The organism is Leucothrix mucor DSM 2157 (genome assembly GCF_000419525.1).
GTDB classification, from domain to species: domain Bacteria; phylum Pseudomonadota; class Gammaproteobacteria; order Thiotrichales; family Thiotrichaceae; genus Leucothrix; species Leucothrix mucor.
In genome coordinates, this window is the sequence record NZ_ATTE01000001.1 from 4,740,945 (window position 1) to 4,764,015 (window position 23,071).

Below are 23,071 nucleotides of genomic sequence, written 5' to 3' on the forward strand. Positions count from 1 at the left end.
ATTAACGCTTACTGAAAAGCAAGCAGCTGGCTCTCATCTAGCTCCTTGCTATCGACTTTCAGGTAGGCAACACCCTCATCAATGGCAATCGCCACCTCTTTAATTCCTGGTACTTCATACAATGCCAACGTTGTGGATTTACTGTCGTTCAACATGCTTGGGTTAAGTTTGAGTAGTCGGCTTTTATAAAACCGTGGCGTTGGTAATGATGCGATTAGTGTTAGCCAGACCAGTGCGGCAGCAGCTCCAAATAGTAGCACCATGCTTCGGCTGCCTTGCTCCAGTAATAATCCACCAATGATTCCGCCAGCAAAGATCCCCATAAACTGCGAGGTGCTAAAAATACCCATTGCCGTGCCCTTAGTGTTCACGCCAGAGTATTTGGCGACTAGGGATGGTTGTACGGCTTCCAAGAAGTTAAAGCTGACAAAGAAGGCTAAAAACCACAGTACCAAACTCCAATTAACCTGCATGCTTAGCGACATTAGCAGTTGTGCAAGTACTAGCAAGCCAACGCTACCGACGAGTAACGGTTTTATTTTCTGGTATTTCTCCGCAAAAATAATCAATGGAACCGCAGCAATAAAAGATAGAGCGAATACTGGAAGGTAGATTTTCCAGTGCTCGGCATTACTCATTCCCAGCTGGTCGCGGAAGATCAGTGGTAATACTGTAAAATTAGCCGTCATGATCATGTGTAGGATAAAGACGCCTGCATTCATGCGTAGCAATGTTGAGTTTTTTAAGGCGGGTAGGATGTAGTCGCCCATAACGCCTGCGTCGCGGTGGTGGAAAAGGCGTTTTGGTGTGGGAACGACAAAAGCGACTAGTAAAATGCCGACGATGGCCAGTATGGCGGTAATCCAGAAAATACCTGAAATGCCATACCATTGGTTAATTAGCGGGCCAACGACCATCGCGACCGCAAATGCCACGCCAATCGTCATTCCAATGCCAGCCATAACCTTGGCTCGGTTGTTTTCTTCAGTTAAATCAGCAGCCAACGCCATAGTAGCGGCGGCAATAGCTCCCATGCCTTGAATAGCCCTTCCGATAATAATGCTATAGATGCTGTCGGATAACGCGGCAATCACGCTACCTATCGCAAACACAACTAAGCCGCCAATGATGATCTGTTTGCGCCCGAAGCGGTCGGATAGAAGTCCTAAGGGGATCTGAAAGCTGGCCTGAGTCAGGCCGTAGATCCCAATGGCTAAGCCGATGAGGAAGGGGGTGGCATGTTCAAAATGCTCTGCGTACAGTGGTAGCACAGGCAGAATCATGAACAATCCCAGCATGCGAACCGCGTAGACTGCGGCCAGAGATAAAGCGGTGCGTTGTTCAAGTTTATTCATGAGGGGTACTAACAAGGTTGTCAGGAGTTTAGCAAGTCGGCATATTAGCAGATAATTTTTCGAAATCAGAATATCCCACAGTGAAAAAAATCAGTTTGCGCGGGGCTCGTACCCACAACCTTAAGAATATCGACCTCGATTTACCTCGGGATAAATTAATTGTGATTACTGGCTTGTCCGGTTCAGGTAAGTCATCACTGGCGTTTGATACCATTTTCGCCGAGGGTCAGCGGCGTTATGTAGAGTCCTTGTCATCGTATGCAAGGCAGTTTTTGTCGATGATGGAAAAGCCGGATTTGGATCATATCGAAGGCTTGTCGCCAGCGATATCCATTGAGCAGAAAACGACCTCGCACAACCCGCGGTCTACAGTGGGAACGGTTACCGAGATTTATGATTACTTGCGTCTGTTATATGCGCGAGCCGGTCAACCGCGTTGTCCGGAGCATGGCCAGGCGCTTGAGGCGCAAACGGTGACTCAGATGGTTGATGCAGTTATGGCATTGCCGGAAGGCTCCAAGATTATGCTGCTGGCACCAGTGGTGCGTAATCGTAAGGGTGAGTACGTCAAGCTGCTTGAAGAGATGCGAGCGCAGGGCTTTTTGCGGGCCAGAATTAATGGTGAGGTTTATGAATTAGATCAGACGCCAGAGCTTGAGTTGCGTAAGAAGCACACTATCGAAGTGGTGGTGGATCGTCTGAAAGTGCGCGAGGGATTACAGTTACGACTGTCTGAATCATTTGAGACGGCCTTGCGCCTAGCGGATGGTTTGGCGAGCGTGGTGCCGATGGAAGGTGAGTCCGGTACGCAGCTATTGTTCTCGGCTAATTATGCTTGTCCGCATTGTGGTTACACCCTGTCTGAGCTTGAACCGCGTCTATTTTCATTCAATAGCCCTAGTGGCGCCTGTCCGACCTGTGATGGCTTGGGTGTGCATCAGGCGTTTGATGAAACCCGTGTGGTGACCAAGCCGGATTTAAGTTTGGCGGATGGCGCGGTGCGTGGCTGGGATCGACGCAATGCTTATTATTTTCACCTAATTGATTCGCTGGCAGAAGCTTACGGCTTTGATGTCGAAACACCGTATCAGGATTTGCCGAAAAATGTGCGCAATGTGTTGATGCAGGGCAGTGGGCGTAAGCCGATTCAATTTACCTATGTGGGCCAAAAGGGTCAGGTTTATCAGAAGACGCATTCTTTTGAGGGGATTCTGAATAATCTGGAGCGTCGCTATCGGGATACGGATTCTAATAGCGTTCGTGAGGAGTTGATGAAGTACCTGTCGACACGTGCGTGCCCAAGTTGTCATGGTGCGCGCTTGAATGAGGCAGCGCGTAATGTCTTCGTGGATGATAAGAATCTATCGGAGATTACAGAGTGGGCGATTGGCGATACGCTGCAGTTTTTTACCGATCTAGATTTGCCGGGAAAGCAAGGGCAGATTGCCGATAAAATTCTGCGGGAAATTCGTTTGCGCTTAGAGTTTCTGGTGAATGTGGGGCTGGACTACCTATCAATCAGTCGGAGTGCGGACTCTCTGTCGGGTGGTGAGTCGCAGCGTATTCGTCTGGCGTCGCAAATTGGCGCGGGCTTGGTCGGCGTCATGTATGTGTTGGATGAGCCTTCAATCGGTCTGCATCAGAGGGATAATGATCGCCTGCTAAAAACACTGATTCATTTGCGTGACCTCGGAAATACCGTAATCGTCGTAGAGCATGATGAGGATGCCATTCGTTTGGCGGATTATGTGGTCGATATTGGTCCGGGGGCCGGTGAGCATGGTGGGCAAATTACCGCTCAAGGTACGCCAGAAGAGGTGATGGCTGTTGAGGAGTCCTGTACCGGGCAATTCTTGTCCGGCAAGCGATCAATTGCCGTGCCTGAAAAGCGGGTTAAGGTTGATCCCGAAAAAATGCTGCGACTGATTGGTGCTAACGGTAATAACTTGCAGAATGTAACTGCAGAGATTCCGGTTGGGTTAATGACCTGTATCACGGGGGTCTCCGGTTCTGGTAAGTCTACGCTGATTAATGCAACCCTGTATCCAAATATTGCTAAGTTTCTCCATGGCTCTGATGTGAATGCGTCGCCGGTGGATAAGATCGAGGGTTTGGAGTTTTTCGATAAGGTTGTGGATATCAATCAAAGTCCGATTGGCCGTACTCCTCGCTCTAACCCGGCAACGTATACGGGGGTGTTTACGCCGATCCGTGAATTGTTTGCTGCTACCCAAGAAGCACGTTCCCGAGGGTATACGCCTGGGCGCTTTAGTTTTAACGTGAAGGGTGGGCGCTGTGAGGCTTGTAGCGGCGATGGTGTGATCAAAGTGGAGATGCACTTCCTGCCGGATGTTTACGTGCCGTGTGATGTCTGTGAGAGCAAGCGATATAACCGCGAGACGCTCGATGTGCACTATAAAGGCAAAAGCATTAACGAAGTGCTGAATATGACGGTTGAAGAGGCGGTCGTGTTCTTCAGTGCAATTCCGGGGATTTACAATAAGCTGGCCACATTAATGGATGTTGGTTTGTCGTATATCACCTTGGGGCAGAATGCGACGACCTTGTCTGGTGGTGAGGCGCAGCGCGTTAAGCTAGCAAAAGAGTTATCTAAGCGCGGAACGGGTAAGACGATCTATATTCTGGATGAGCCAACGACGGGTTTGCATTTTCATGATGTGGATGTGCTGCTCAAAGTGTTGCATCGCTTACGAGATGAGGGTAATACCGTTGTGATTATCGAGCATAATCTGGATGTGATTAAAACGGCAGACTGGGTCATTGATTTGGGGCCGGAAGGTGGCAACCGTGGCGGTAAGGTGATTGCGACGGGTACGCCTGAGCAAGTAGCGAAGAAGAAAGGTTCGTATACGGGGCAATATCTGAAGCCGATGTTGGTCAAAGCGAAGTAGGTGACCGCGCCCTGTAACTAACAGGGTGTTTTGTTTGCAAGCGATGGCAGGATTTTTATTTTATAAGCTCAAAATAGGTAAAAATAGCTACTGGGTCGCGTAGTCTGTTGATGGTATTGATAATTTTAGTTGCTGACTAAGTCTTTATAGTTTGCAGTAGCTGTTTTATTTGAATTAAGTTTGAAGAAATTTAAAATAAAGTGTTGACAGATGTCGAGTGGTCAGACAAAATGCGGCGCTCATTTGGAGGGATTCCCGAGCGGCCAAAGGGGGCAGACTGTAAATCTGTTGCGAAAGCTTCGGAGGTTCGAATCCTCCTCCCTCCACCAAATGTTGATCGAAAAGATTTGTAGCTCAGTAGTTGCAGGTCTTTTTGTTTTTCAGGCTTGTGGTAGTTGCCATAGGTTAAGGCGGGTGTAGTTTAATGGTAAAACTTCAGCCTTCCAAGCTGACTACGTGGGTTCGATTCCCATCACCCGCTCCATTGCCTTAGGTTTGTGGTACGGCTGAGTTAAATTGTACGGTAGGCCCATATAGCTCAGCTCGGTAGAGCGCATCCTTGGTAAGGATGAGGTCACCGGTTCAAATCCGGTTATGGGCTCCATATTTATATCGTTTATTAAATCTCTACAAGGTGTTGCGAGATGTCTAAAGAAACTTTTGTACGTTCGAAGCCGCACGTTAACGTCGGCACAATTGGTCACGTTGACCATGGTAAAACCACGCTGACCGCAGCACTGACTAAGGTCATGGCAGAGAAGATGGGTGGTGCTGTTAAGGCATTCGACGAAATCGATAACGCGCCTGAAGAAAAGGCACGTGGTATCACTATTTCAACGTCTCACGTTGAATATGAGTCTGCGACTCGTCACTACGCACACGTAGATTGCCCGGGTCACGCCGATTATGTTAAGAACATGATCACTGGTGCGGCTCAAATGGATGGTGCTATCTTGGTAGTATCTGCTGCTGATGGCCCAATGCCACAAACTCGTGAGCACATTTTGTTGTCACGTCAGGTTGGTGTTCCATATATTTTGGTATTCCTGAATAAAGCCGATATGGTTGATGATGAGGAATTGCTGGAACTTGTTGAGATGGAAGTGCGTGAGCTTCTTGATATGTATGAGTTCCCAGGCGATGACACGCCAATCATTACGGGTTCAGCACTGAAAGCTCTTGAGGGTGACGCAGCCTACGCTGATAAAGTAGCTGAGTTGGTTCAGGCGATGGATGACTACATTCCTTTGCCAGAGCGAGCGGTTGATGGTGCATTCCTGATGCCAGTAGAAGATGTATTCTCGATCTCTGGTCGTGGTACGGTTGTTACTGGTCGTATTGAGCGCGGAATCGTTAACGTCGGTGATGAGTTGGAGATCGTTGGTATTCGCGATACTCAGAAGACAACTTGTACTGGTGTTGAGATGTTCCGTAAGTTATTGAACCGCGGTGAAGCGGGCGATAACGTCGGTGTGTTGTTGCGTGGTACTAAGCGTGACGATGTTGAGCGTGGTCAGGTGTTATGTAAGCCTAAATCAATCAACCCGCACACAAAATTTGAAGCAGAAGTTTATGTTCTGTCTAAAGAAGAGGGTGGTCGTCATACACCTTTCTTTAGTAACTACCGTCCACAGTTCTACTTCCGTACTACCGATGTAACGGGTGCGTGTGAATTGCCTGAAGGTGTTGAGATGGTTATGCCGGGTGATAACATTAAGATGGTTGTTACTCTGATTAATCCGATTGCGATGGACGATGGGTTGCGTTTTGCGATTCGTGAAGGTGGTCGTACCGTAGGTGCGGGTGTTGTTGCGAAAGTAATTGAATAATATTTTAAATTTGTTATAATCGCGTCCCGTTTGTTTGAAGCGAGGGGAGTGTTGCTTCCCTCGTTTTGTTGTGTGTTTCAGCTAGTTTTAACAGACTAGGCCAGTAGCTCAATTGGCAGAGCGACGGTCTCCAAAACCGTAGGTTGGGGGTTCGATTCCCTCCTGGCCTGCCATCTGAAACCAATACAAGTTAAACTAAAAATCAAGTGAGTAGATAGATGGCGACTAATGCTGAGTCACAGAGCTCAACAATTGATATAGCTAAGCTTTTAGTAGCGTTAGGCTTGTTGATTGCCTCGATAGTTGGTTTTTATCTGTTCGAAGATGTATCCCTCCTATATCGTGTTCTAGGTTTGTTAGTTGTTGCTGGGGTAGGTGTTGGTGTTGCGCTAACTACTGCTAAAGGCAAGGGCTTGATAACGTTTATGAGCGCTGCACGTACCGAAGTTCGCAAGGTTGTTTGGCCTTCGCGTCAGGAGACAATGCAGACCACGCTGATGGTCTTTATTATTGTCGTAATTCTGTCAATCTTTCTCTGGTTTGTAGATATGCTCCTTGGTTGGGGTGTTAAGGTTCTCTTGGCCACTGGAGGTTGATGATATGGCAATGCGTTGGTATGTAGTTCATGCATATTCGAATTTTGAAGCGAAAGTAAAGGCTTCGATCGAAGAGCGGGTAGAGCGTTTTGGTTTGCAAGACTCCTTTGGTAGCATTTTAGTGCCTACTGAAGATGTTGTCGAAATGCGTGATGGCCAAAAGCGTAAAAGCTCTCGTAAATTTTTTCCGGGTTATGTGTTGGTCGAAATGGATATGAATGATGATTCATGGCATTTGATCAAAGACACGCCTAAAGTTTTAGGTTTTATCGGCGGTACTAGCGATAAGCCAGCGGCTATTTCTGAAAAAGAAGCCAATGCAATAATGAACAGAATTGAACAGGGTGTTGATGCCCCTCGTCCAAAGGTTCTGTTTGAAGTTGGTGAAGTCGTAAGAGTTAAAGAAGGTCCGTTTAATGACTTTAATGGAGTTGTTGAAGAGGCTAATTACGAAAAGAGCAAGTTGCTCGTTTCTGTGCAAATTTTTGGACGCTCGACTCCGGTTGAGCTAGAGTTCTTTCAGGTCGAAAAGGTCTGAATCTGAAAACTACTGGGGAGTCGAAAGACGTTATCACCCATTGGAGATAGTTAATGGCTAAGAAAGTACAAGCATATATCAAGCTGCAAGTTGCAGCGGGTAAAGCGAATCCAAGTCCACCAGTTGGTCCAGCATTGGGTCAGCACGGTGTTCAGATTATGGAATTCTGTAAGGCATTCAATGCTGCAACTCAGCAGATGGAAGCTGGTTTACCGATTCCAGTTGTAATTACTGTTTATAGTGACCGTAGCTTTACGTTCATCACTAAGACACCTCCAGCGGCAGTACTGATTCTGAAGGCTTTGGGCCTGAAGAGCGGTAGTGCAACTCCTAATAGCAAGAAGGTTGGTACGATGACTCGTGCACAGCTGGAAGATATTGCGAAAATGAAAGAGCCAGATTTGACAGCCGCTGATTTAGACGCAGCTGTAAGAACAATCGCTGGTACCGCCCGTAGTATGGGTGTTGATGTGGAGGGTGTGTAAATGGCTAAGTTAACTAAGCGTCAAAAGGCTGTTGCAGAACTTGTCAAGCCAGGTGCTGTTTATGGTATCGTTGAGGGTTTTGATCTGTTAAAGAGCTTGCCACAGGGTAAGTTCACAGAAAGTATCGATGTTAGTGTTAACTTGGGTGTTGATCCTCGTAAATCTGACCAAGTTGTGCGTGGTGCAACAGTACTACCAAACGGAACAGGTAAAACTGTACGTGTTGCTGTGTTTACACAGGGTGACAATGCTGAAGCTGCAAAAGCAGCTGGTGCTGATATCGTAGGTTTCGAAGATCTTGCCGAAGAAGTTAAAAAAGGCAATATGGATTTTGACGTAGTAATTGCCAGCCCAGATGCTATGCGCATCGTTGGCCAATTAGGTCAGATTCTAGGTCCTCGCGGTCTGATGCCAAACCCTAAGGTTGGAACAGTTACTCCAAACGTTGCGGAAGCGGTTAAAAATGCTAAGTCTGGTCAGGTGCGTTACCGTACAGACCGTGCTGGTATCATTCACTGCCGCATTGGTAATGTTGATTTTGATTCAGCGAAACTAGAAGAGAACTTAGTTTCTCTGCTTGTAGCACTAAATAAGGGTAAGCCTTCAAGTGCAAAGGGTGTTTACCTGAAGAAAGTTTCAGTTTCTACCACAATGGGGCCTGGTCTAGTTGTAGATCACTCTTCCGTTAAGGTTTAAAAAGAATTCCAAGAATCATCTGTTTGATATTTCAAACAGGTGATTTAGCGGATGCCCTTCGGGGTGCCAGAAATGGCAACAGATATACTTTTTAGTATGTCGTCCAAGACCGTAGGTGTCTCTGTTTTGACAGGGGCTTAAAGGTTTAGGCCATGCCTGCGCAGATGACGTAAGCCAAGTCAGTTATGGTTTGGGGCACGTCTCTACAAGACCACTTTAAGTGATTAAGGTGTTTGATTAACGGCGGAACGTTCGCCGAACAAGAGAGGTAAGTGCTGTGGCATTAACTTTGGAAGACAAAAAGAAGATTGTCTCTGAGGTCGCTGCGGTGGCTGCAGAAGCTCATTCCGCGGTTGCGGCTGAATACCGTGGTTTGACCGTTGGTCAAATGACAGAGCTACGTGTTAAAGCACGTGAATCTGGCGTTTATTTGCGAGTTGTGAAAAATAACCTGGCCCGTCTGGCTGTTGCTGATACTGATTTTGCATGTATGAGCGATACCTTTACTGGTCCATTGGTTCTGGCTTTTTCTCAGGAAGATCCAGGTTCCGCAGCTCGTGTGATCGAAGCTTTTGCAAAAAGTAATGACAAGTTGATTGTCAGGTCTTTAGCTGTTGGTGGGGAAGTTTATCCTGCCTCCGAGCTGGCACGTTTGTCTAAGTTGCCTACGCGCGATCAGGCTCTAGCTATCTTGGCTGGAACATTGAGAGCTCCGCTAGACAAGTTGGCTCGTACTATCAACGAAGTGCCTGGTAAGCTTGTGCGTACTATTGCCGCTGTTCGTGATCAGAAAGAAGAGAACGCTGCTTAATTTTGAGCATCTGTTCTTACATAACTGTTTTAACTGACTAAAAGTTTTAGGAGAAATACAATGGCTGTTTCTAAAGAAGATATCTTAGAAGGCATTGCTAATTTAAGTGTTATGGAGGTCGTTGATCTGATCTCTGCAATGGAAGAGAAGTTCGGCGTATCAGCAGCTGCTGCTGTTTCCGCTGCTCCAGCTGCTGCAGGCGCTGCAGAAGCTGTTGAAGAAAAAGACGAGTTCAACGTTGTGATGACTAGTTTCGGCGATAACAAAATCGGCGTAATCAAAATCGTACGTGGAATCACTGGTCTTGGTCTGAAAGAAGCTAAAGAAATGGTTGAAGGCGTTCCTGCTACAGTTAAGGAAGGCGTATCTAAATCTGAAGCTGAAGATACTAAAAAGCAACTGGAAGAAGCCGGCGCTGCTGTCGAGCTGAAGTAAGTTGTTACAAAGTTGAGAGTAGTTTTCTGCTTTCAAAAACGATGGGCTGGTAGCTAAAATAGCTGCCGGCCTTTTGTCGCTTTAAAGTGCTCCCGCCCGTTACCAGATGAGGAAACACGATGGCTCTGACCTTCACTGAGAAGAAACGTATCCGCAAGGATTTTGGTAAACGTCCACAGGTAATGGACATTCCGTCCCTGCTCGCAATTCAACTTGAGTCCTTCCGGCAGTTTTTACAGCCAGGAATCACTCCCGAAAAACGTAGATCAATTGGTCTGCATGGCGCGTTCAGTTCGGTTTTTCCTATTATAAGCTACTCTGGGTTCGTACACCTTGAGTATGTGGACTACCGTCTCAGCGAGCCGGTGTTTGATGTTCGTGAATGTCAGTTGCGTGGTTTGACCTACGCTGCGTCATTGCGCGTACTATTACGCCTGGTGATATATGATAAAGAAGCTCCAAAAAACACTCGTGTCGTTAAAGACATAAAAGAACAAGAAGTATATCTGGGCGAAATGCCGTTAATGACTGATAAGGGAACTTTCATCATCAACGGAACTGAGCGCGTTATCGTGTCTCAGCTACATCGCTCTCCTGGTGTATTCTTTGATCATGATAAAGGGAAGACTAATACTTCAGGTAAGTTGCTGCATAATGCACGCGTAATTCCTTACCGTGGTTCATGGTTGGACTTCGAGTTTGACCCAAAAGATTCTGTATTCGTTCGTATCGATCGTCGTCGCAAATTACCTGCGACTGTATTGCTGCGCGCGTTAGGAATGGAAACAGAGGAGATTCTAAGCTTCTTCTTTGATACCGTTTCCGTAGCACTGACAAAGTCAAAAATTCAGATTGCGTTGGATCCTCAGCGTTTACGTGGTGAGTTATCCACGTTTGATATCGTAATTGATGGTGAGACGATCGTTGAAAAAGGGCGTCGTATCACTGCTAAGCATATTCGTATGCTGGAAAAGACAGAAGTTAAAACGCTAGACGTTCCTGATGAATATATGGTGTCCAAGGTATTGGCTCATAACATCATCGATAAGTCGACTGGCGAGTTGATTGTTGCGGCTAATACTGAAATCACCGATGTGGTGCTTGAATTATTGCGCGATAACGGCATCAAGAAATTCGACATCATTTATACTAATGAGTTGGATTGTGGTGCGTTTATTTCGAACACCTTGAATGTGGATCATACGCAGTCGCAACTTGAAGCTCAGGTTGAGATTTACCGCATGATGCGCCCAGGTGAGCCGCCAACCAAAGAGTCTGCGGAAAACCTGTTCCACAACTTGTTCTTTACTGAAGAGCGTTATGACTTGTCCGATGTAGGTCGGATGAAGTTTAACCGTCGTCTTGAGTACATTGAAGAAGTTGGACCAGCGATTCTGTTCGACAAGGGTTACCTAAGCGATAAAACCGATGCTCTGTCAAAAGAGATGATCGAGCGTTACGGCGAGCAGTACGATGCGTTGAAGGCAACTGGTAAGGCTGATTCAGATATTCTGAACGTGCTGAAGTGCCTGATCGATATTCGTAATGGTCATGGTGTTATCGATGATATCGATCACCTTGGTAACCGTCGTGTTCGTAGTGTTGGTGAGATGGCTGAGAATGCCTTTCGCATCGGCTTGGTTCGTGTTGAGCGTGCAGTTAAAGAGCGTTTGACCGTTGCTGAAAGTGAAGGCTTAATGCCTCAGGATATGGTTAATGCCAAGCCTGTTTCAGCTGCAGTTAAAGAGTTCTTTGGTTCAAGCCAATTATCTCAGTTCATGGATCAAAATAATCCATTGTCTGAGGTAACTCATAAGCGTCGTATTTCTGCTTTAGGTCCTGGTGGTCTGACGCGTGAGCGTGCGGGCTTTGAGGTTCGTGACGTACATCCGACTCACTACGGTCGTGTTTGTCCTATCGAGACTCCAGAGGGGCCAAACATCGGTTTGATCAACTCTTTGGCGGTATTCGCAAAGACAAATGATTATGGTTTCCTTGAGACGCCGTACCGTAAAGTGATTGATGGCGTTGCAACGGATAAAATTGATTACCTGTCTGCAATCGAAGAGTCTCGCTTCGTTATCGCTCAGGCAAATGCTGAGTTAGACGATAGCAGTCGTTTCATTAAAGATATGATTTCGACGCGTTACCAAAATGAATTCACACTGTCTTCACCGGCAGATATTGAATACATGGATGTTTCGCCAAAGCAGATCGTATCAGTTGCTGCTTCATTGATTCCATTCCTTGAGCACGATGATGCTAACCGTGCCTTGATGGGGTCGAACATGCAACGTCAGGCTGTACCTTGTTTGCGGGCTGAAACGCCGGTTTCTGGTACAGGTATGGAGCGTGTTGTCGCGGTTGACTCCGGTTCGACTGTATCTGCCCGTCGTGGTGGTGTGGTTGATGCTGTAGATGCTGCGCGTATTGTGGTTCGTGTTAATGATGACGAAGCGCAGGGCGGTGGTGTTGATATTTACAACCTGATCAAATACACCCGTTCTAACCAGAACACGTGTTTGAATCAGCGCCCGATCGTTCAGGTCGGTGATGTGATTGCTCGCGGTGATGTATTAGCCGATGGTTCTTCGACAGATTTAGGTGAGTTAGCGCTAGGCCAGAACATGAAGATCGCCTTCATGCCATGGAATGGTTATAACTTTGAGGATTCTATCCTTATCTCTGAGCGTGTGGTTGAAGAAGATCGCTTTACTTCGATTCACATCGAAGAAATCACTTGTTTGGCACGTGATACAAAGTTAGGTCCTGAAGAGATTACTTCGGATATTCCGAATGTCAGCGAAAGCCTGTTATCCAAGTTGGATGAGTCGGGTATCGTTCACGTTGGAGCAGAAGTTAAGCCGGGCGATATTCTGGTTGGTAAGGTAACGCCAAAAGGTGAGACCCAGCTAACGCCAGAGGAAAAGCTACTAAGGGCTATCTTCGGTGAGAAGGCGTCGGATGTTAAAGATACATCATCTCGCGTTTCTTCAAGCATGTACGGTACCGTTATAGACGTTCGTGTATTTACACGTGATGGCGTTGAGAAGGATGAGCGCGCGAAGTCAATCTGTGATTCTGAGCTGGCGAAAGTCCGCAATGACCTACGTGATGAGCTACGTGTGTTCGAAGAAGATTTATTCGACCGTGTTGCTAAACTGGTTCTGAATAAAGTTGCTGATGGTGGTGTTGGTGATATCAAGGCGGGCGGTAAGGTAACTCGCACTTATCTTGATGAGCTGGACCGCAAAGACTGGTTTGCGCTGCGCATGCGCAACGAAGAAGTCAATGAGCAGCTTGAAGTCATGCATCAGTTGTTGCGTGATCAGAAGAAGTACTATGAAGATCGCTTGCAAAAGCAGAAAGAAAAGCTGACTGCTGGTGATGATCTGGCACCTGGCGTACTGAAGATGATCAAGGTTTATGTGGCGGTTAAGCGTCGTATTCAGCCTGGTGATAAGATGGCGGGACGTCACGGAAACAAGGGTGTGGTTTCACGCATTGTTCCTGTGGAAGATATGCCATACATGGCGACAGGTGAACCGATCGATATCGTACTGAACCCACTGGGTGTACCATCCCGGATGAATGTTGGTCAGGTATTGGAGACGCATCTTGGTTGGGCTGCTAAAGGCTTGGGCGAGAAGATCGGCCGTATGGTTGAGGCGAAAGCTCAGGTTGATGAGCTGCGCGAATTCTTGACGGAAATCTACAGTACTGGTGGTAATCCACAGCAGGGCGCTGGTGATATCGCTGAGATGACAGATATTGAAGTGCTGGAAATGGCTAAAAATCTGCGTCGCGGTGTGCCAATGGCAACTCAGGTATTCGATGGTGCTTCAGAAGATGAAATCCATGCGATGCTGCGCCTTGCAGGTTTGCCAGAAAGTGGTCAGATTGCACTGCACGATGGTCGTACCGGTGAGCGCTTCGAACGTGAAGTAACGGTTGGTTACATGCACATGCTGAAGCTGAATCACTTGGTTGATGATAAGATGCACGCACGTTCAACAGGTCCATACAGCTTGGTTACACAGCAACCACTTGGTGGTAAAGCCATGTTCGGTGGTCAGCGCTTCGGAGAGATGGAAGTGTGGGCACTGGAAGCTTATGGTGCTGCGTATACTCTGCAAGAGATGCTGACTGTTAAGTCTGATGATGTTCAGGGGCGTAACCGCATGTACAAGAACATTGTTGATGGCAATCTGCAGATGGAACCAGGCATGCCGGAATCCTTCAATGTATTGATGAAGGAGATTCGCTCGCTCGGTATTCATATTGAGCTTGAGAGTGACTAAGAGTGATAATTGCGGCGAAGCTAAATGCTTCGCCGCAGATAGTTGCGTAGCAGCAGTGTAGAAGCAGAATATAAGGCGATTAATATGAAAGATTTATTAAATATCTTTAAACAAGAGAAAGAAGCAGAAGAGTTCGACAGAATTCGTATTGGTCTGGCTTCTCCTCAAATTATCCGCTCTTGGTCATACGGTGAAGTAAAAAAGCCAGAAACAATTAACTACCGTACGTTCAAGCCTGAGCGTGATGGTTTGTTCTGTGCCAAAATCTTTGGTCCGGTTAAAGATTATGAGTGCCTTTGTGGTAAGTACAAACGCCTGAAGCATCGTGGTGTAGTTTGTGAGAAGTGTGGCGTTGAAGTCACGCAGACTAAAGTCCGTCGTGACCGTATGGGTCATATCGAACTGGCATGTCCGGTTGCGCATATTTGGTTCTTGAAGTCTCTACCATCACGTATCGGTTTATTCCTTGATATGACGCTGCGTGATATTGAGCGCGTGTTATATTTTGAAGCATTTGTCGTCGTAGATCCAGGTATGACGACGCTTGAGCGTGGTCAGCTTTTAAGTGATGAAGCGTATCTGGAAGCTGTAGAAGAGTTCGGTGAAGAGTTTGATGCTGGCATGGGTGCAGAAGCTGTTCTGCAAATGCTGAAGTCACTTGATCTGAAAGAGTCTATCGCGCAAATGCGTGAAGAGGCTGCCTCAACCAATTCAGAGACTAAGCTGAAGCGTTTAGGTAAGCGTCTAAAATTAATGGAGTCCTTCCTTGAGTCAGAGAACAGTCCTGAGTGGATGATTCTGACAATCCTTCCAGTATTGCCGCCTGATTTGCGTCCGTTGGTACCACTGGATGGTGGTCGTTTTGCGACCTCTGATTTGAATGACTTGTATCGCCGTGTTATCAACCGTAATAACCGTCTGCGTCGTCTTCTAGACTTGAATGCGCCGGATATTATCGTACGTAACGAAAAGCGTATGTTGCAAGAGTCGGTGGATGCGTTATTGGATAACGGTCGTCGCGGTCGTGCTATTACCGGATCTAACCGTCGCCCATTGAAGTCCTTGGCTGACATGATCAAAGGTAAGCAAGGTCGTTTCCGTCAAAACTTGCTAGGTAAGCGTGTTGATTACTCTGGACGTTCTGTAATCGTAGTTGGTCCTACCCTGCGTTTGCACCAGTGTGGTTTGCCGAAGAAGATGGCGCTTGAATTATTTAAGCCATTCATTTTTGGTAAGTTGCAGCGTTTAGGTTTGGCAACAACAGTTAAAGCGGCTAAGAAATTAGTTGAGCGTGAGACGGCGGAAGTTTGGGATATTCTTGCGGATATCATTCGTGAGCATCCGGTTATGCTTAACCGTGCACCAACGTTGCACCGTTTGGGTATTCAGGCATTTGAGCCAGTTCTGATCGAGGGTAAGGCAATTCAGTTGCACCCATTGGTTTGTACTGCATTCAACGCTGACTTTGATGGTGACCAAATGGCGGTACACGTACCGTTGTCACTAGAAGCTCAGATGGAAGCCCGTGTACTGATGATGGCAACGAATAACGTGTTGTCACCAGCAAACGGTGAGCCGATCATTGTGCCTTCTCAGGATATCGTACTGGGTCTGTACTACATGAGTCGTGAAAGCATTAATGCCAAAGGTGAAGGTATGGTGTTTGCGTCGACTGAAGAAGCGCAGCGCGCATACGAAACTGGTCAGGCATCACTTCACGCAAAGGTGAAGGTGCGCATTAATGATTCATTTATTGATGAGAATGGCGAGATCGTTTACAAGACGCACATTGTTGATACAACGGTTGGTCGTGCGATTCTGAAGGTTGTATTGCCTAAAGGTATGCCTTTTGAATTGTTGAATCGCGTACTTAAGAAAAAGTCTATTTCAAATCTGGTTAACGAAGCATATCGTTCGGTTGGTTTGAAAGAGACGGTAATTTTTGCCGATCAGTTGATGTATACCGGTTATCGCTATGCGACCCGTGCAGGTATGTCTTTCTGTGCAAATGACATGGAAATTCCAGCAGCAAAAGCGACTATTTTGGCGCGTGCTGAGGAAGATGTTAAAGAGATTCAGGATCAATACGCATCTGGTCTGGTAACACAGGGTGAGCGATACAACAAAGTTGTTGATATCTGGGCTCGTACCAATGAACAAGTCGCTAAGGCGATGATGGACGGTCTTGGTAAAGAGACTGTAATCAATGCGAAGGGTGAAGAAGAAGAGCAGGACTCTTTCAACTCCGTTTACATGATGGCCGACTCAGGAGCTCGTGGTTCTGCTGCGCAGATTCGTCAGCTTGCTGGTATGCGTGGTTTGATGGCTAAGCCGGATGGCTCAATCATCGAGACGCCGATCACCTCGAACTTCCGTGAAGGTCTGAACGTATTACAGTACTTTATCTCGACTCACGGAGCTCGTAAAGGTCTGGCAGATACGGCACTGAAGACGGCTAACTCGGGTTACCTGACGCGTCGTTTGGTTGACGTTGCTCAGGATATGGTTGTAACAAGTGTTGATTGTCAAACGTCTAACGGTTTGATGATGAAGCCAATCATCGACGGTGGTGATGTTGTTGAGCCTTTAGGTCAGCGTGTGTTGGGTCGTGTAACGGCTATCGACGTGCTGAACTCAAAAGAAGAACTGGTTATTCCTGCAGGCACATTGCTTGATGAGGACTGGACGAGTCGTCTTGATGATTTAGGTGTGGATGAGGTTATCGTTCGCTCTGCAATCACTTGTGAGGCTGATCATGGTGTGTGTGCCATGTGTTACGGTCGTGACCTTGGTCGCGGTCACTTGGTTAATCAAGGTGAGGCAGTCGGTGTTGTAGCTGCTCAGTCTATCGGTGAGCCAGGTACTCAGTTGACAATGCGTACGTTCCACATCGGTGGTGCGGCAAGTCGTTCGGCAGCAGAGAGTAATATCACGGTTAAGTCGACCGGTAAGATTCGTTTGACTAACGTTAAAACGGTTATCAATAAAGACGGCAACTTGGTGGCGGTATCCCGTTCAGGCGAGTTGAGTGTCGAAGATGATAACGGTCGTGAGAGAGAGCGTTATAAGGTGGTTTACGGTGCGGTAATTACCGTGGCTGAGGGTGATGATGTTACCCGTGGTCAGGTTGTTGCTAACTGGGATCCCCATACACACCCAATCGTATCTGAAGTAGCGGGTCAGTTGGACTTCGTTGACTTTGTCGACGGCGCCACAATCAATACTCAGATCGATGAGATGACTGGTTTGAGCTCGACGGTTGTAACCGACCCAGGTAGTCGTGGTGCCGGTGCTAAAGATCTTAACCCAATGGTTCGTTTGTTGGATTCGAATGGCGAAAGCATGTTCTTCGAAAACTCACGAATTCCGGTTCAGTATCCAATGGCTGGTGGTGCGATCATCGGTTTGTCAAATCATGCGATGGTACAGGTTGGTGACGTTATTGCTCGTCTGCCACAGGAGTCGTCAAAGACTCGTGATATCACCGGTGGTTTGCCTCGGGTAGCTGACTTATTTGAAGCGCGTAAGCCGAAGAATGCAGCGATCCTTGCTGAAATCTCGGGTACAGTAGCTTGGGGTAAGGAGACTAAGGGTAAGAAGCGTTTGATGCTGACAGCTGATGATGGTGAAGGCTACGAGGTGTTGATTCCAAAGTGGCGTAACCTTGACGTGTTTGAGGGTGCTAAGGTAGAGAAGGGGGAGATGATCGCGTCTGGCGAACCAAGCTCCCACGATATTCTCCGTCTGTTGGGTCCTGCGCGTCTGGCTGAATACTTGGTTAAAGAAATCCAAGAAGTTTACCGTCTGCAGGGTGTACGGATCAATGATAAGCACATTGAGATTATTGCACGCCAGATGATGCGTAAAGTGCTGGTCACCGGGTCCGGAGATAGCCCGTTCCTTAAGGGTGAACAGTTGGATTATACGGCTGTTAAAGAAGAGAACGAGCGATTAGAAGCTGATGGGCGTTTGGTATCTACATTTGATCGTTTGTTGCTGGGTATTACTAAGGCGTCTTTGGTTACTGATTCCTTTATCTCGGCAGCGTCGTTCCAGGAAACAACCCGTGTTCTTACTGAGGCCTCGGTGCGTGGTGCGGCTGATGATTTACGTGGACTGAAAGAAAACGTAATCGTGGGTCGTCTGATTCCTGCGGGAACAGGTTTGGCGCATCACATTGCTCGTCGTAAAAGAAAAGGGCAGGGTGGTTACTCTATGGATAGCTTGAGTCGTGCAGCAACGCCTGCAGTGAGCTTTGGTGTAGAGTCTTCGTCGGATGCGATAGAGATTGATGTTCCTTCAATCGAGATTGATGAGTAAAGATCGGTAAGTCGATAATTTACCGGTCATTGTAATTTAACCGGCGCAGGAGTGAAAAACTCCAATTTTCTATGCTTCTTACTTGACACTGTCAAGGATGAAGCATAGAATTTCGCGCCTTCAACGGGCTTATTAAAAGTCGGTTGTACTTGTAGGGGCTTTGCTATTGAGACAAAGTTCCTTGGATATTAGGAGAAGTTTTTTCAATGGCAACGATTAACCAGTTGGTTCGTAAACCACGTGCACGTAAGCTGGAAAAAAGCAACGTTCCTGCGCTAGAGGCATGTCCTCAAAAGCGCGGTGTATGTACACGTGTTTATACCACAACACCTAAAAAGCCTAACTCAGCACTGCGTAAAGTTGCGCGTGTTCGTTTGACTAATGGGTTTGAAGTTAGTAGCTACATCGGTGGTGAAGGGCACAATCTTCAGGAGCACTCAGTTGTTCTGATTCGTGGCGGTCGTGTTAAGGATTTACCAGGTGTACGTTATCACGTCGTCCGCGGTAGTCTGGATACACAGGGTGTGCAAAAGCGTAAGCAAGCACGTTCCAAGTATGGTACTAAGCGTCCTAAGAGCTAATTGAACCAATTAATCGCAAGTGAGATAGATCATGCCTAGAAGAAGAGAAGTCCCCAAACGTATTATTTTGCCAGATCCGAAATTCGGAAGTGAATTGCTGGCGAAATTCGTAAATACCATTATGAAAGATGGTAAAAAGTCTATTGCTGAAAGTGTTGTATACGGTGCATTAAGCGCTATCTCTGCTAAGAAAGGCGGAGAGGGTGTTGAGGTTCTGGAAACTGCACTAGATAACGTTCGCCCATCGGTTGAGGTTAAATCTCGTCGTGTTGGTGGTGCTACGTATCAAGTTCCTGTTGAAGTTCGTTCATCACGTCAAAACGCTCTGGCTATGCGCTGGTTGGTTGATGCTGCGCGTCGTCGTGGCGAGAAGTCAATGGCTCTTAAGTTAGCTGGCGAGTTGATGGATGCATCTGAGAAGCGCGGTAGTGCTGTTAAGAAGCGTGAAGATACGCATCGCATGGCTGAAGCTAACAAAGCGTTCGCTCACTTCCGCTGGTAAGCGGAATAGTAATCACAGGAATCTGCAAGCTTTGTCCAGAGAGACTCCAATAGCACGATACCGTAATGTCGGTATCATGGCTCATATCGATGCCGGTAAAACGACAACGACTGAACGTATTCTGTTTTATACAGGGGTTTCTCACAAGATTGGTGAGGTGCACGATGGTGCGGCCACCATGGATTGGATGGAGCAAGAGCAGGAGCGTGGGATAACTATAACCTCTGCAGCAACTACATGTTTCTGGAGTGGTGTAGACAAGCAGCTTGAGCAGCACCGTATTAATATTATTGATACGCCTGGTCACGTTGACTTTACAATTGAAGTTGAGCGCTCCTTGCGGGTGCTCGACGGTGCAGTTGCCGTATTCTGTGCAGTCGGTGGTGTTGAGCCGCAGTCTGAAACAGTGTGGCGTCAAGCTGACAAGTATAAAGTGCCGAGAATAGCATTCGTCAATAAGATGGATCGTTCTGGCGCTGATTTCTTGCGTGTGGTTGCTCAGCTTCGCAAACGTTTGGGCGCAAATCCAGTGCCGCTGCAAATTCCGGTTGGAGCTGAAGATAATTTTAGTGGTGTTGTAGATCTGATCCGAATGAAAGCTATCTACTGGAGTGAGTCCGATATGGGACTTACTTATCAGGAAGAGTCAATTCCGGAAGATCTGCTGTCTACTGCTGCCGAATGGCGTGAAAAGCTAGTTGAGTCTGCCGCTGAATCTAGTGATGAGTTGATGGAGGCTTACCTCGAAGAGGGAGAGCTTACTGAAAAGCAAGTTCATGCCGGTTTGAGAGTGCGTACTATTGCTGGAGAAATTGTCCCAGTGTTGTGTGGTTCTGCATTCAAGAATAAGGGTGTTCAGCTCGTACTGGATAGCGTAGTTCATTATCTGCCTTCGCCTGAGGATGTTCCTGCTATTGAGGGCTTTGATGAGTCTGGCGAGTCTAGTGGCGTACAGCGCCACGCTAATGATGATGAGCCGTTTGCTGCTCTAGCGTTCAAGATCGCCACTGACCCATTTGTGGGATCCTTATGCTTCTTCCGTGTTTATTCGGGTGTGTTAAAGGCTGGCGATGTTATTTTTAATCCTCGCAAAGGTAAGCGCGAAAGAATCGGCAGAATTCTTCAGATGCACTCTAATTCTCGTGAAGAGATTAAAGAAGTGCGTGCTGGAGATATTGCCGCGGCTGTTGGTTTGAAAGATGTTATTACCGGGGATACTTTAAGTGATCTCAATGATGTAGTAACTCTGGAGTTAATGGAGTTTCCCGAGCCGGTTATATCAGTAGCTGTTGAGGCGCGCACACAAGGCGATCAAGATAAGATGGCCGTTGCGCTAAGTAAGCTTGCACAAGAAGACCCATCATTCCGTGTTAGAACTGACCCTGAAACGGCTCAGGTGATAATCTCAGGAATGGGTGAGCTTCACCTTGATATTATCGTAGATCGTATGAAGCGTGAGTTCGGCGTGAGTGCGAAAGTCGGTGAGCCTCAGGTGTCGTACCGTGAATGTATTCGCGATACCGTTAAAGCTGAGGGTAAGTTCATTCGCCAAAGCGGTGGTAAAGGGCAGTACGGTCACGTATGGCTAAAGCTTGAGCCGCTTGCTGAGGGCGCAGGTTATGAATTTGTAAATGCAATTGAAGGTGGTGTAATTCCTAAGGAATTCATTCCAGCAGTTGATAAAGGTGTAAAAGAACAGCTTGAAAATGGAGTGTTAGCTGGTTATCCCTGTGTGGATATTAAGGTAACCCTGTATGATGGTTCTTTTCACGATGTGGATTCCAATGAGTTGGCCTTTAAGGTGGCTGGTTCAATTGGTGTCAGAGAGGGTGTGATGCAGGCAAGTCCTGTATTGCTAGAGCCGTTGATGAAAGTTGAAATTGTAACCCCGGAAGAGCACTTAGGTGATGTGATGGGAGATCTCAATCGACGTCGTGGTATTGTTCAGGGTATGGATGATTCGCCATCTGGTCGGATTGTTCGTGCTGAAGTACCCTTGAGTGAGATGTTCGGATACGCTACGGCGTTACGTTCGGCGACTCAGGGGCGCGCTAGCTACTCTATGGAGTTTGCAAAATACGCTGAGGCATCAAAGAGTGTTGCTAATGCGGTCATGAGAATAGGTGTTTAGTCATGTCTAAAGAAACTTTTGTACGTTCGAAGCCGCACGTTAACGTCGGCACAATTGGTCACGTTGACCATGGTAAAACCACGCTGACCGCAGCACTGACTAAGGTCATGGCAGAGAAGATGGGTGGTGCTGTTAAGGCATTCGACGAAATCGATAACGCGCCTGAAGAAAAGGCACGTGGTATCACTATTTCAACGTCTCACGTTGAATATGAGTCTGCGACTCGTCACTACGCACACGTAGATTGCCCGGGTCACGCCGATTATGTTAAGAACATGATCACTGGTGCGGCTCAAATGGATGGTGCTATCTTGGTAGTATCTGCTGCTGATGGCCCAATGCCACAAACTCGTGAGCACATTTTGTTGTCACGTCAGGTTGGTGTTCCATATATTTTGGTATTCCTGAATAAAGCCGATATGGTTGATGATGAGGAATTGCTGGAACTTGTTGAGATGGAAGTGCGTGAGCTTCTTGATATGTATGAGTTCCCAGGCGATGACACGCCAATCATTACGGGTTCAGCACTGAAAGCTCTTGAGGGTGACGCAGCCTACGCTGATAAAGTAGCTGAGTTGGTTCAGGCGATGGATGACTACATTCCTTTGCCAGAGCGAGCGGTTGATGGTGCATTCCTGATGCCAGTAGAAGATGTATTCTCGATCTCTGGTCGTGGTACGGTTGTTACTGGTCGTATTGAGCGCGGAATCGTTAACGTCGGTGATGAGTTGGAGATCGTTGGTATTCGCGATACTCAGAAGACAACTTGTACTGGTGTTGAGATGTTCCGTAAGTTATTGAACCGCGGTGAAGCGGGCGATAACGTCGGTGTGTTGTTGCGTGGTACTAAGCGTGACGATGTTGAGCGTGGTCAGGTGTTATGTAAGCCTAAATCAATCAACCCGCACACAAAATTTGAAGCAGAAGTTTATGTTCTGTCTAAAGAAGAGGGTGGTCGTCATACACCTTTCTTTAGTAACTACCGTCCACAGTTCTACTTCCGTACTACCGATGTAACGGGTGCGTGTGAATTGCCGGAAGGTGTTGAAATGGTTATGCCGGGCGACAACATTAAGATGGTTGTTACCCTGATTAATCCGATTGCGATGGATGACGGATTGCGTTTCGCGATTCGTGAGGGTGGCCGTACAGTTGGTGCGGGCGTTGTAGCTAAGGTTATTGAGTAAGAATTATGTCTAATCAAAGAATCCGTATTCGTTTAAAAGCATTTGATCACAAGTTGATCGACCGTTCTGCAAGCGAAATTGTTGAAACAGCAAAGCGGACAGGTGCTCGTGTAAAAGGCCCTATCCCTCTGCCAACTCGTAAAGAACGTTTTACTATTTTGACTTCGCCGCACGTTAATAAAGATGCACGTGATCAATACGAGATTCGCACGCACAAGCGTTTGATGGATATTGTTGATCCAACTGAAAGAACAGTTGACGCGTTGATGAAGCTTGATCTTGCAGCTGGTGTAGACGTTCAAATTAAGTTGAATTGATCAATGTAAGAATCGGCGTTTTGTAAGTAATAAATCATTAGTAGCACTGGAAGTTTTCATTGTTACAAAAAGATG

At 47.0% G+C, this 23,071-nt stretch carries 16 protein-coding genes and 4 tRNA genes; 19 read left to right on the plus strand and 1 reads right to left on the minus strand.

Annotation, left to right across the window (positions count from 1 at the left end; translation table 11 throughout):
- Positions 1-8: 8 nt before the first annotated feature.
- Positions 9-1,355, minus strand: a complete 1,347-nt coding sequence (locus tag LEUMU_RS0121705) for an MFS transporter (RefSeq protein ID WP_022954408.1) — start codon at positions 1,353-1,355, stop codon at positions 9-11.
- 80 nt (positions 1,356-1,435) lie between these two features.
- Here LEUMU_RS0121705 and uvrA point away from each other — a divergent pair, with 80 nt between their 5' ends.
- The 19 genes from uvrA to rpsJ all read left to right on the plus strand — a co-directional run bounded on the left by uvrA (position 1,436) and on the right by rpsJ (position 22,996).
- On the plus strand, positions 1,436-4,267 hold the full coding sequence (gene uvrA, locus LEUMU_RS0121710) for an excinuclease ABC subunit UvrA (protein ID WP_022954409.1): 2,832 nt from the start codon (positions 1,436-1,438) through the stop codon (positions 4,265-4,267).
- A gap of 245 nt (positions 4,268-4,512) precedes the next feature.
- Positions 4,513-4,596, plus strand: a tRNA-Tyr gene (locus tag LEUMU_RS0121715).
- Between the two features lie 81 nt (positions 4,597-4,677).
- A tRNA-Gly gene (locus LEUMU_RS0121720) sits at positions 4,678-4,751 on the plus strand.
- Between the two features lie 43 nt (positions 4,752-4,794).
- A tRNA-Thr gene (locus LEUMU_RS0121725) sits at positions 4,795-4,871 on the plus strand.
- 40 nt (positions 4,872-4,911) lie between these two features.
- Positions 4,912-6,096 carry an elongation factor Tu gene (tuf, locus tag LEUMU_RS0121730; RefSeq protein ID WP_022954410.1) on the plus strand — a complete coding sequence of 395 codons (1,185 nt, stop codon included), beginning with the start codon at positions 4,912-4,914 and terminating at the stop codon, positions 6,094-6,096.
- Between the two features lie 97 nt (positions 6,097-6,193).
- A tRNA-Trp gene (locus tag LEUMU_RS0121735) sits at positions 6,194-6,269 on the plus strand.
- Positions 6,270-6,314: 45 nt separating this feature from the next.
- Positions 6,315-6,692: a preprotein translocase subunit SecE gene (secE, locus tag LEUMU_RS0121740; protein WP_022954411.1), complete on the plus strand. Its 378-nt coding sequence runs from the start codon at positions 6,315-6,317 to the stop codon at positions 6,690-6,692.
- Positions 6,693-6,696: 4 nt separating this feature from the next.
- Positions 6,697-7,230 (plus strand): transcription termination/antitermination protein NusG, encoded by a 534-nt coding sequence (gene nusG, locus LEUMU_RS0121745; RefSeq protein WP_022954412.1) that lies wholly within the window; start codon positions 6,697-6,699, stop codon positions 7,228-7,230.
- A gap of 53 nt (positions 7,231-7,283) precedes the next feature.
- Entirely contained in the window at positions 7,284-7,715 is a 432-nt protein-coding gene (gene rplK / locus LEUMU_RS0121750; protein WP_022954413.1) for a 50S ribosomal protein L11, read from the plus strand.
- Positions 7,716-8,411: a 50S ribosomal protein L1 gene (gene rplA / locus LEUMU_RS0121755; RefSeq protein ID WP_022954414.1), complete on the plus strand. Its 696-nt coding sequence runs from the start codon at positions 7,716-7,718 to the stop codon at positions 8,409-8,411.
- A 277-nt stretch (positions 8,412-8,688) separates the two neighbouring features.
- Complete coding sequence (rplJ, locus tag LEUMU_RS0121760; protein WP_022954415.1) at positions 8,689-9,222, plus strand: 50S ribosomal protein L10; 534 nt, start codon at positions 8,689-8,691, stop codon at positions 9,220-9,222.
- 60 nt (positions 9,223-9,282) lie between these two features.
- Positions 9,283-9,657, plus strand: coding sequence for a 50S ribosomal protein L7/L12 (gene rplL, locus LEUMU_RS0121765; protein WP_022954416.1), 375 nt, complete (start codon positions 9,283-9,285; stop codon positions 9,655-9,657).
- Between the two features lie 119 nt (positions 9,658-9,776).
- On the plus strand, positions 9,777-13,958 hold the full coding sequence (gene rpoB, locus LEUMU_RS0121770) for a DNA-directed RNA polymerase subunit beta (RefSeq protein ID WP_022954417.1): 4,182 nt from the start codon (positions 9,777-9,779) through the stop codon (positions 13,956-13,958).
- Positions 13,959-14,042: 84 nt separating this feature from the next.
- Positions 14,043-18,278, plus strand: a complete 4,236-nt coding sequence (rpoC, locus tag LEUMU_RS0121775; protein WP_022954418.1) for a DNA-directed RNA polymerase subunit beta' — start codon at positions 14,043-14,045, stop codon at positions 18,276-18,278.
- A 206-nt stretch (positions 18,279-18,484) separates the two neighbouring features.
- The gene (rpsL, locus tag LEUMU_RS0121780) at positions 18,485-18,859 is read left to right on the plus strand and encodes a 30S ribosomal protein S12 (protein ID WP_022954419.1); all 375 of its coding nucleotides are present in this window, start codon (positions 18,485-18,487) and stop codon (positions 18,857-18,859) included.
- 31 nt (positions 18,860-18,890) lie between these two features.
- Entirely contained in the window at positions 18,891-19,361 is a 471-nt protein-coding gene (gene rpsG / locus LEUMU_RS0121785) for a 30S ribosomal protein S7 (RefSeq protein WP_022954420.1), read from the plus strand.
- Positions 19,362-19,392: 31 nt separating this feature from the next.
- Positions 19,393-21,492 (plus strand): elongation factor G, encoded by a 2,100-nt coding sequence (gene fusA / locus LEUMU_RS0121790; protein WP_026745024.1) that lies wholly within the window; start codon positions 19,393-19,395, stop codon positions 21,490-21,492.
- A gap of 2 nt (positions 21,493-21,494) precedes the next feature.
- A complete protein-coding gene (gene tuf / locus LEUMU_RS0121795; protein ID WP_022954410.1) occupies positions 21,495-22,679 on the plus strand; it encodes an elongation factor Tu in 1,185 nt (394 codons plus the stop codon).
- A 5-nt stretch (positions 22,680-22,684) separates the two neighbouring features.
- Positions 22,685-22,996 carry a 30S ribosomal protein S10 gene (rpsJ, locus tag LEUMU_RS0121800; protein ID WP_022954422.1) on the plus strand — a complete coding sequence of 104 codons (312 nt, stop codon included), beginning with the start codon at positions 22,685-22,687 and terminating at the stop codon, positions 22,994-22,996.
- Positions 22,997-23,071 lie beyond the last annotated feature (75 nt).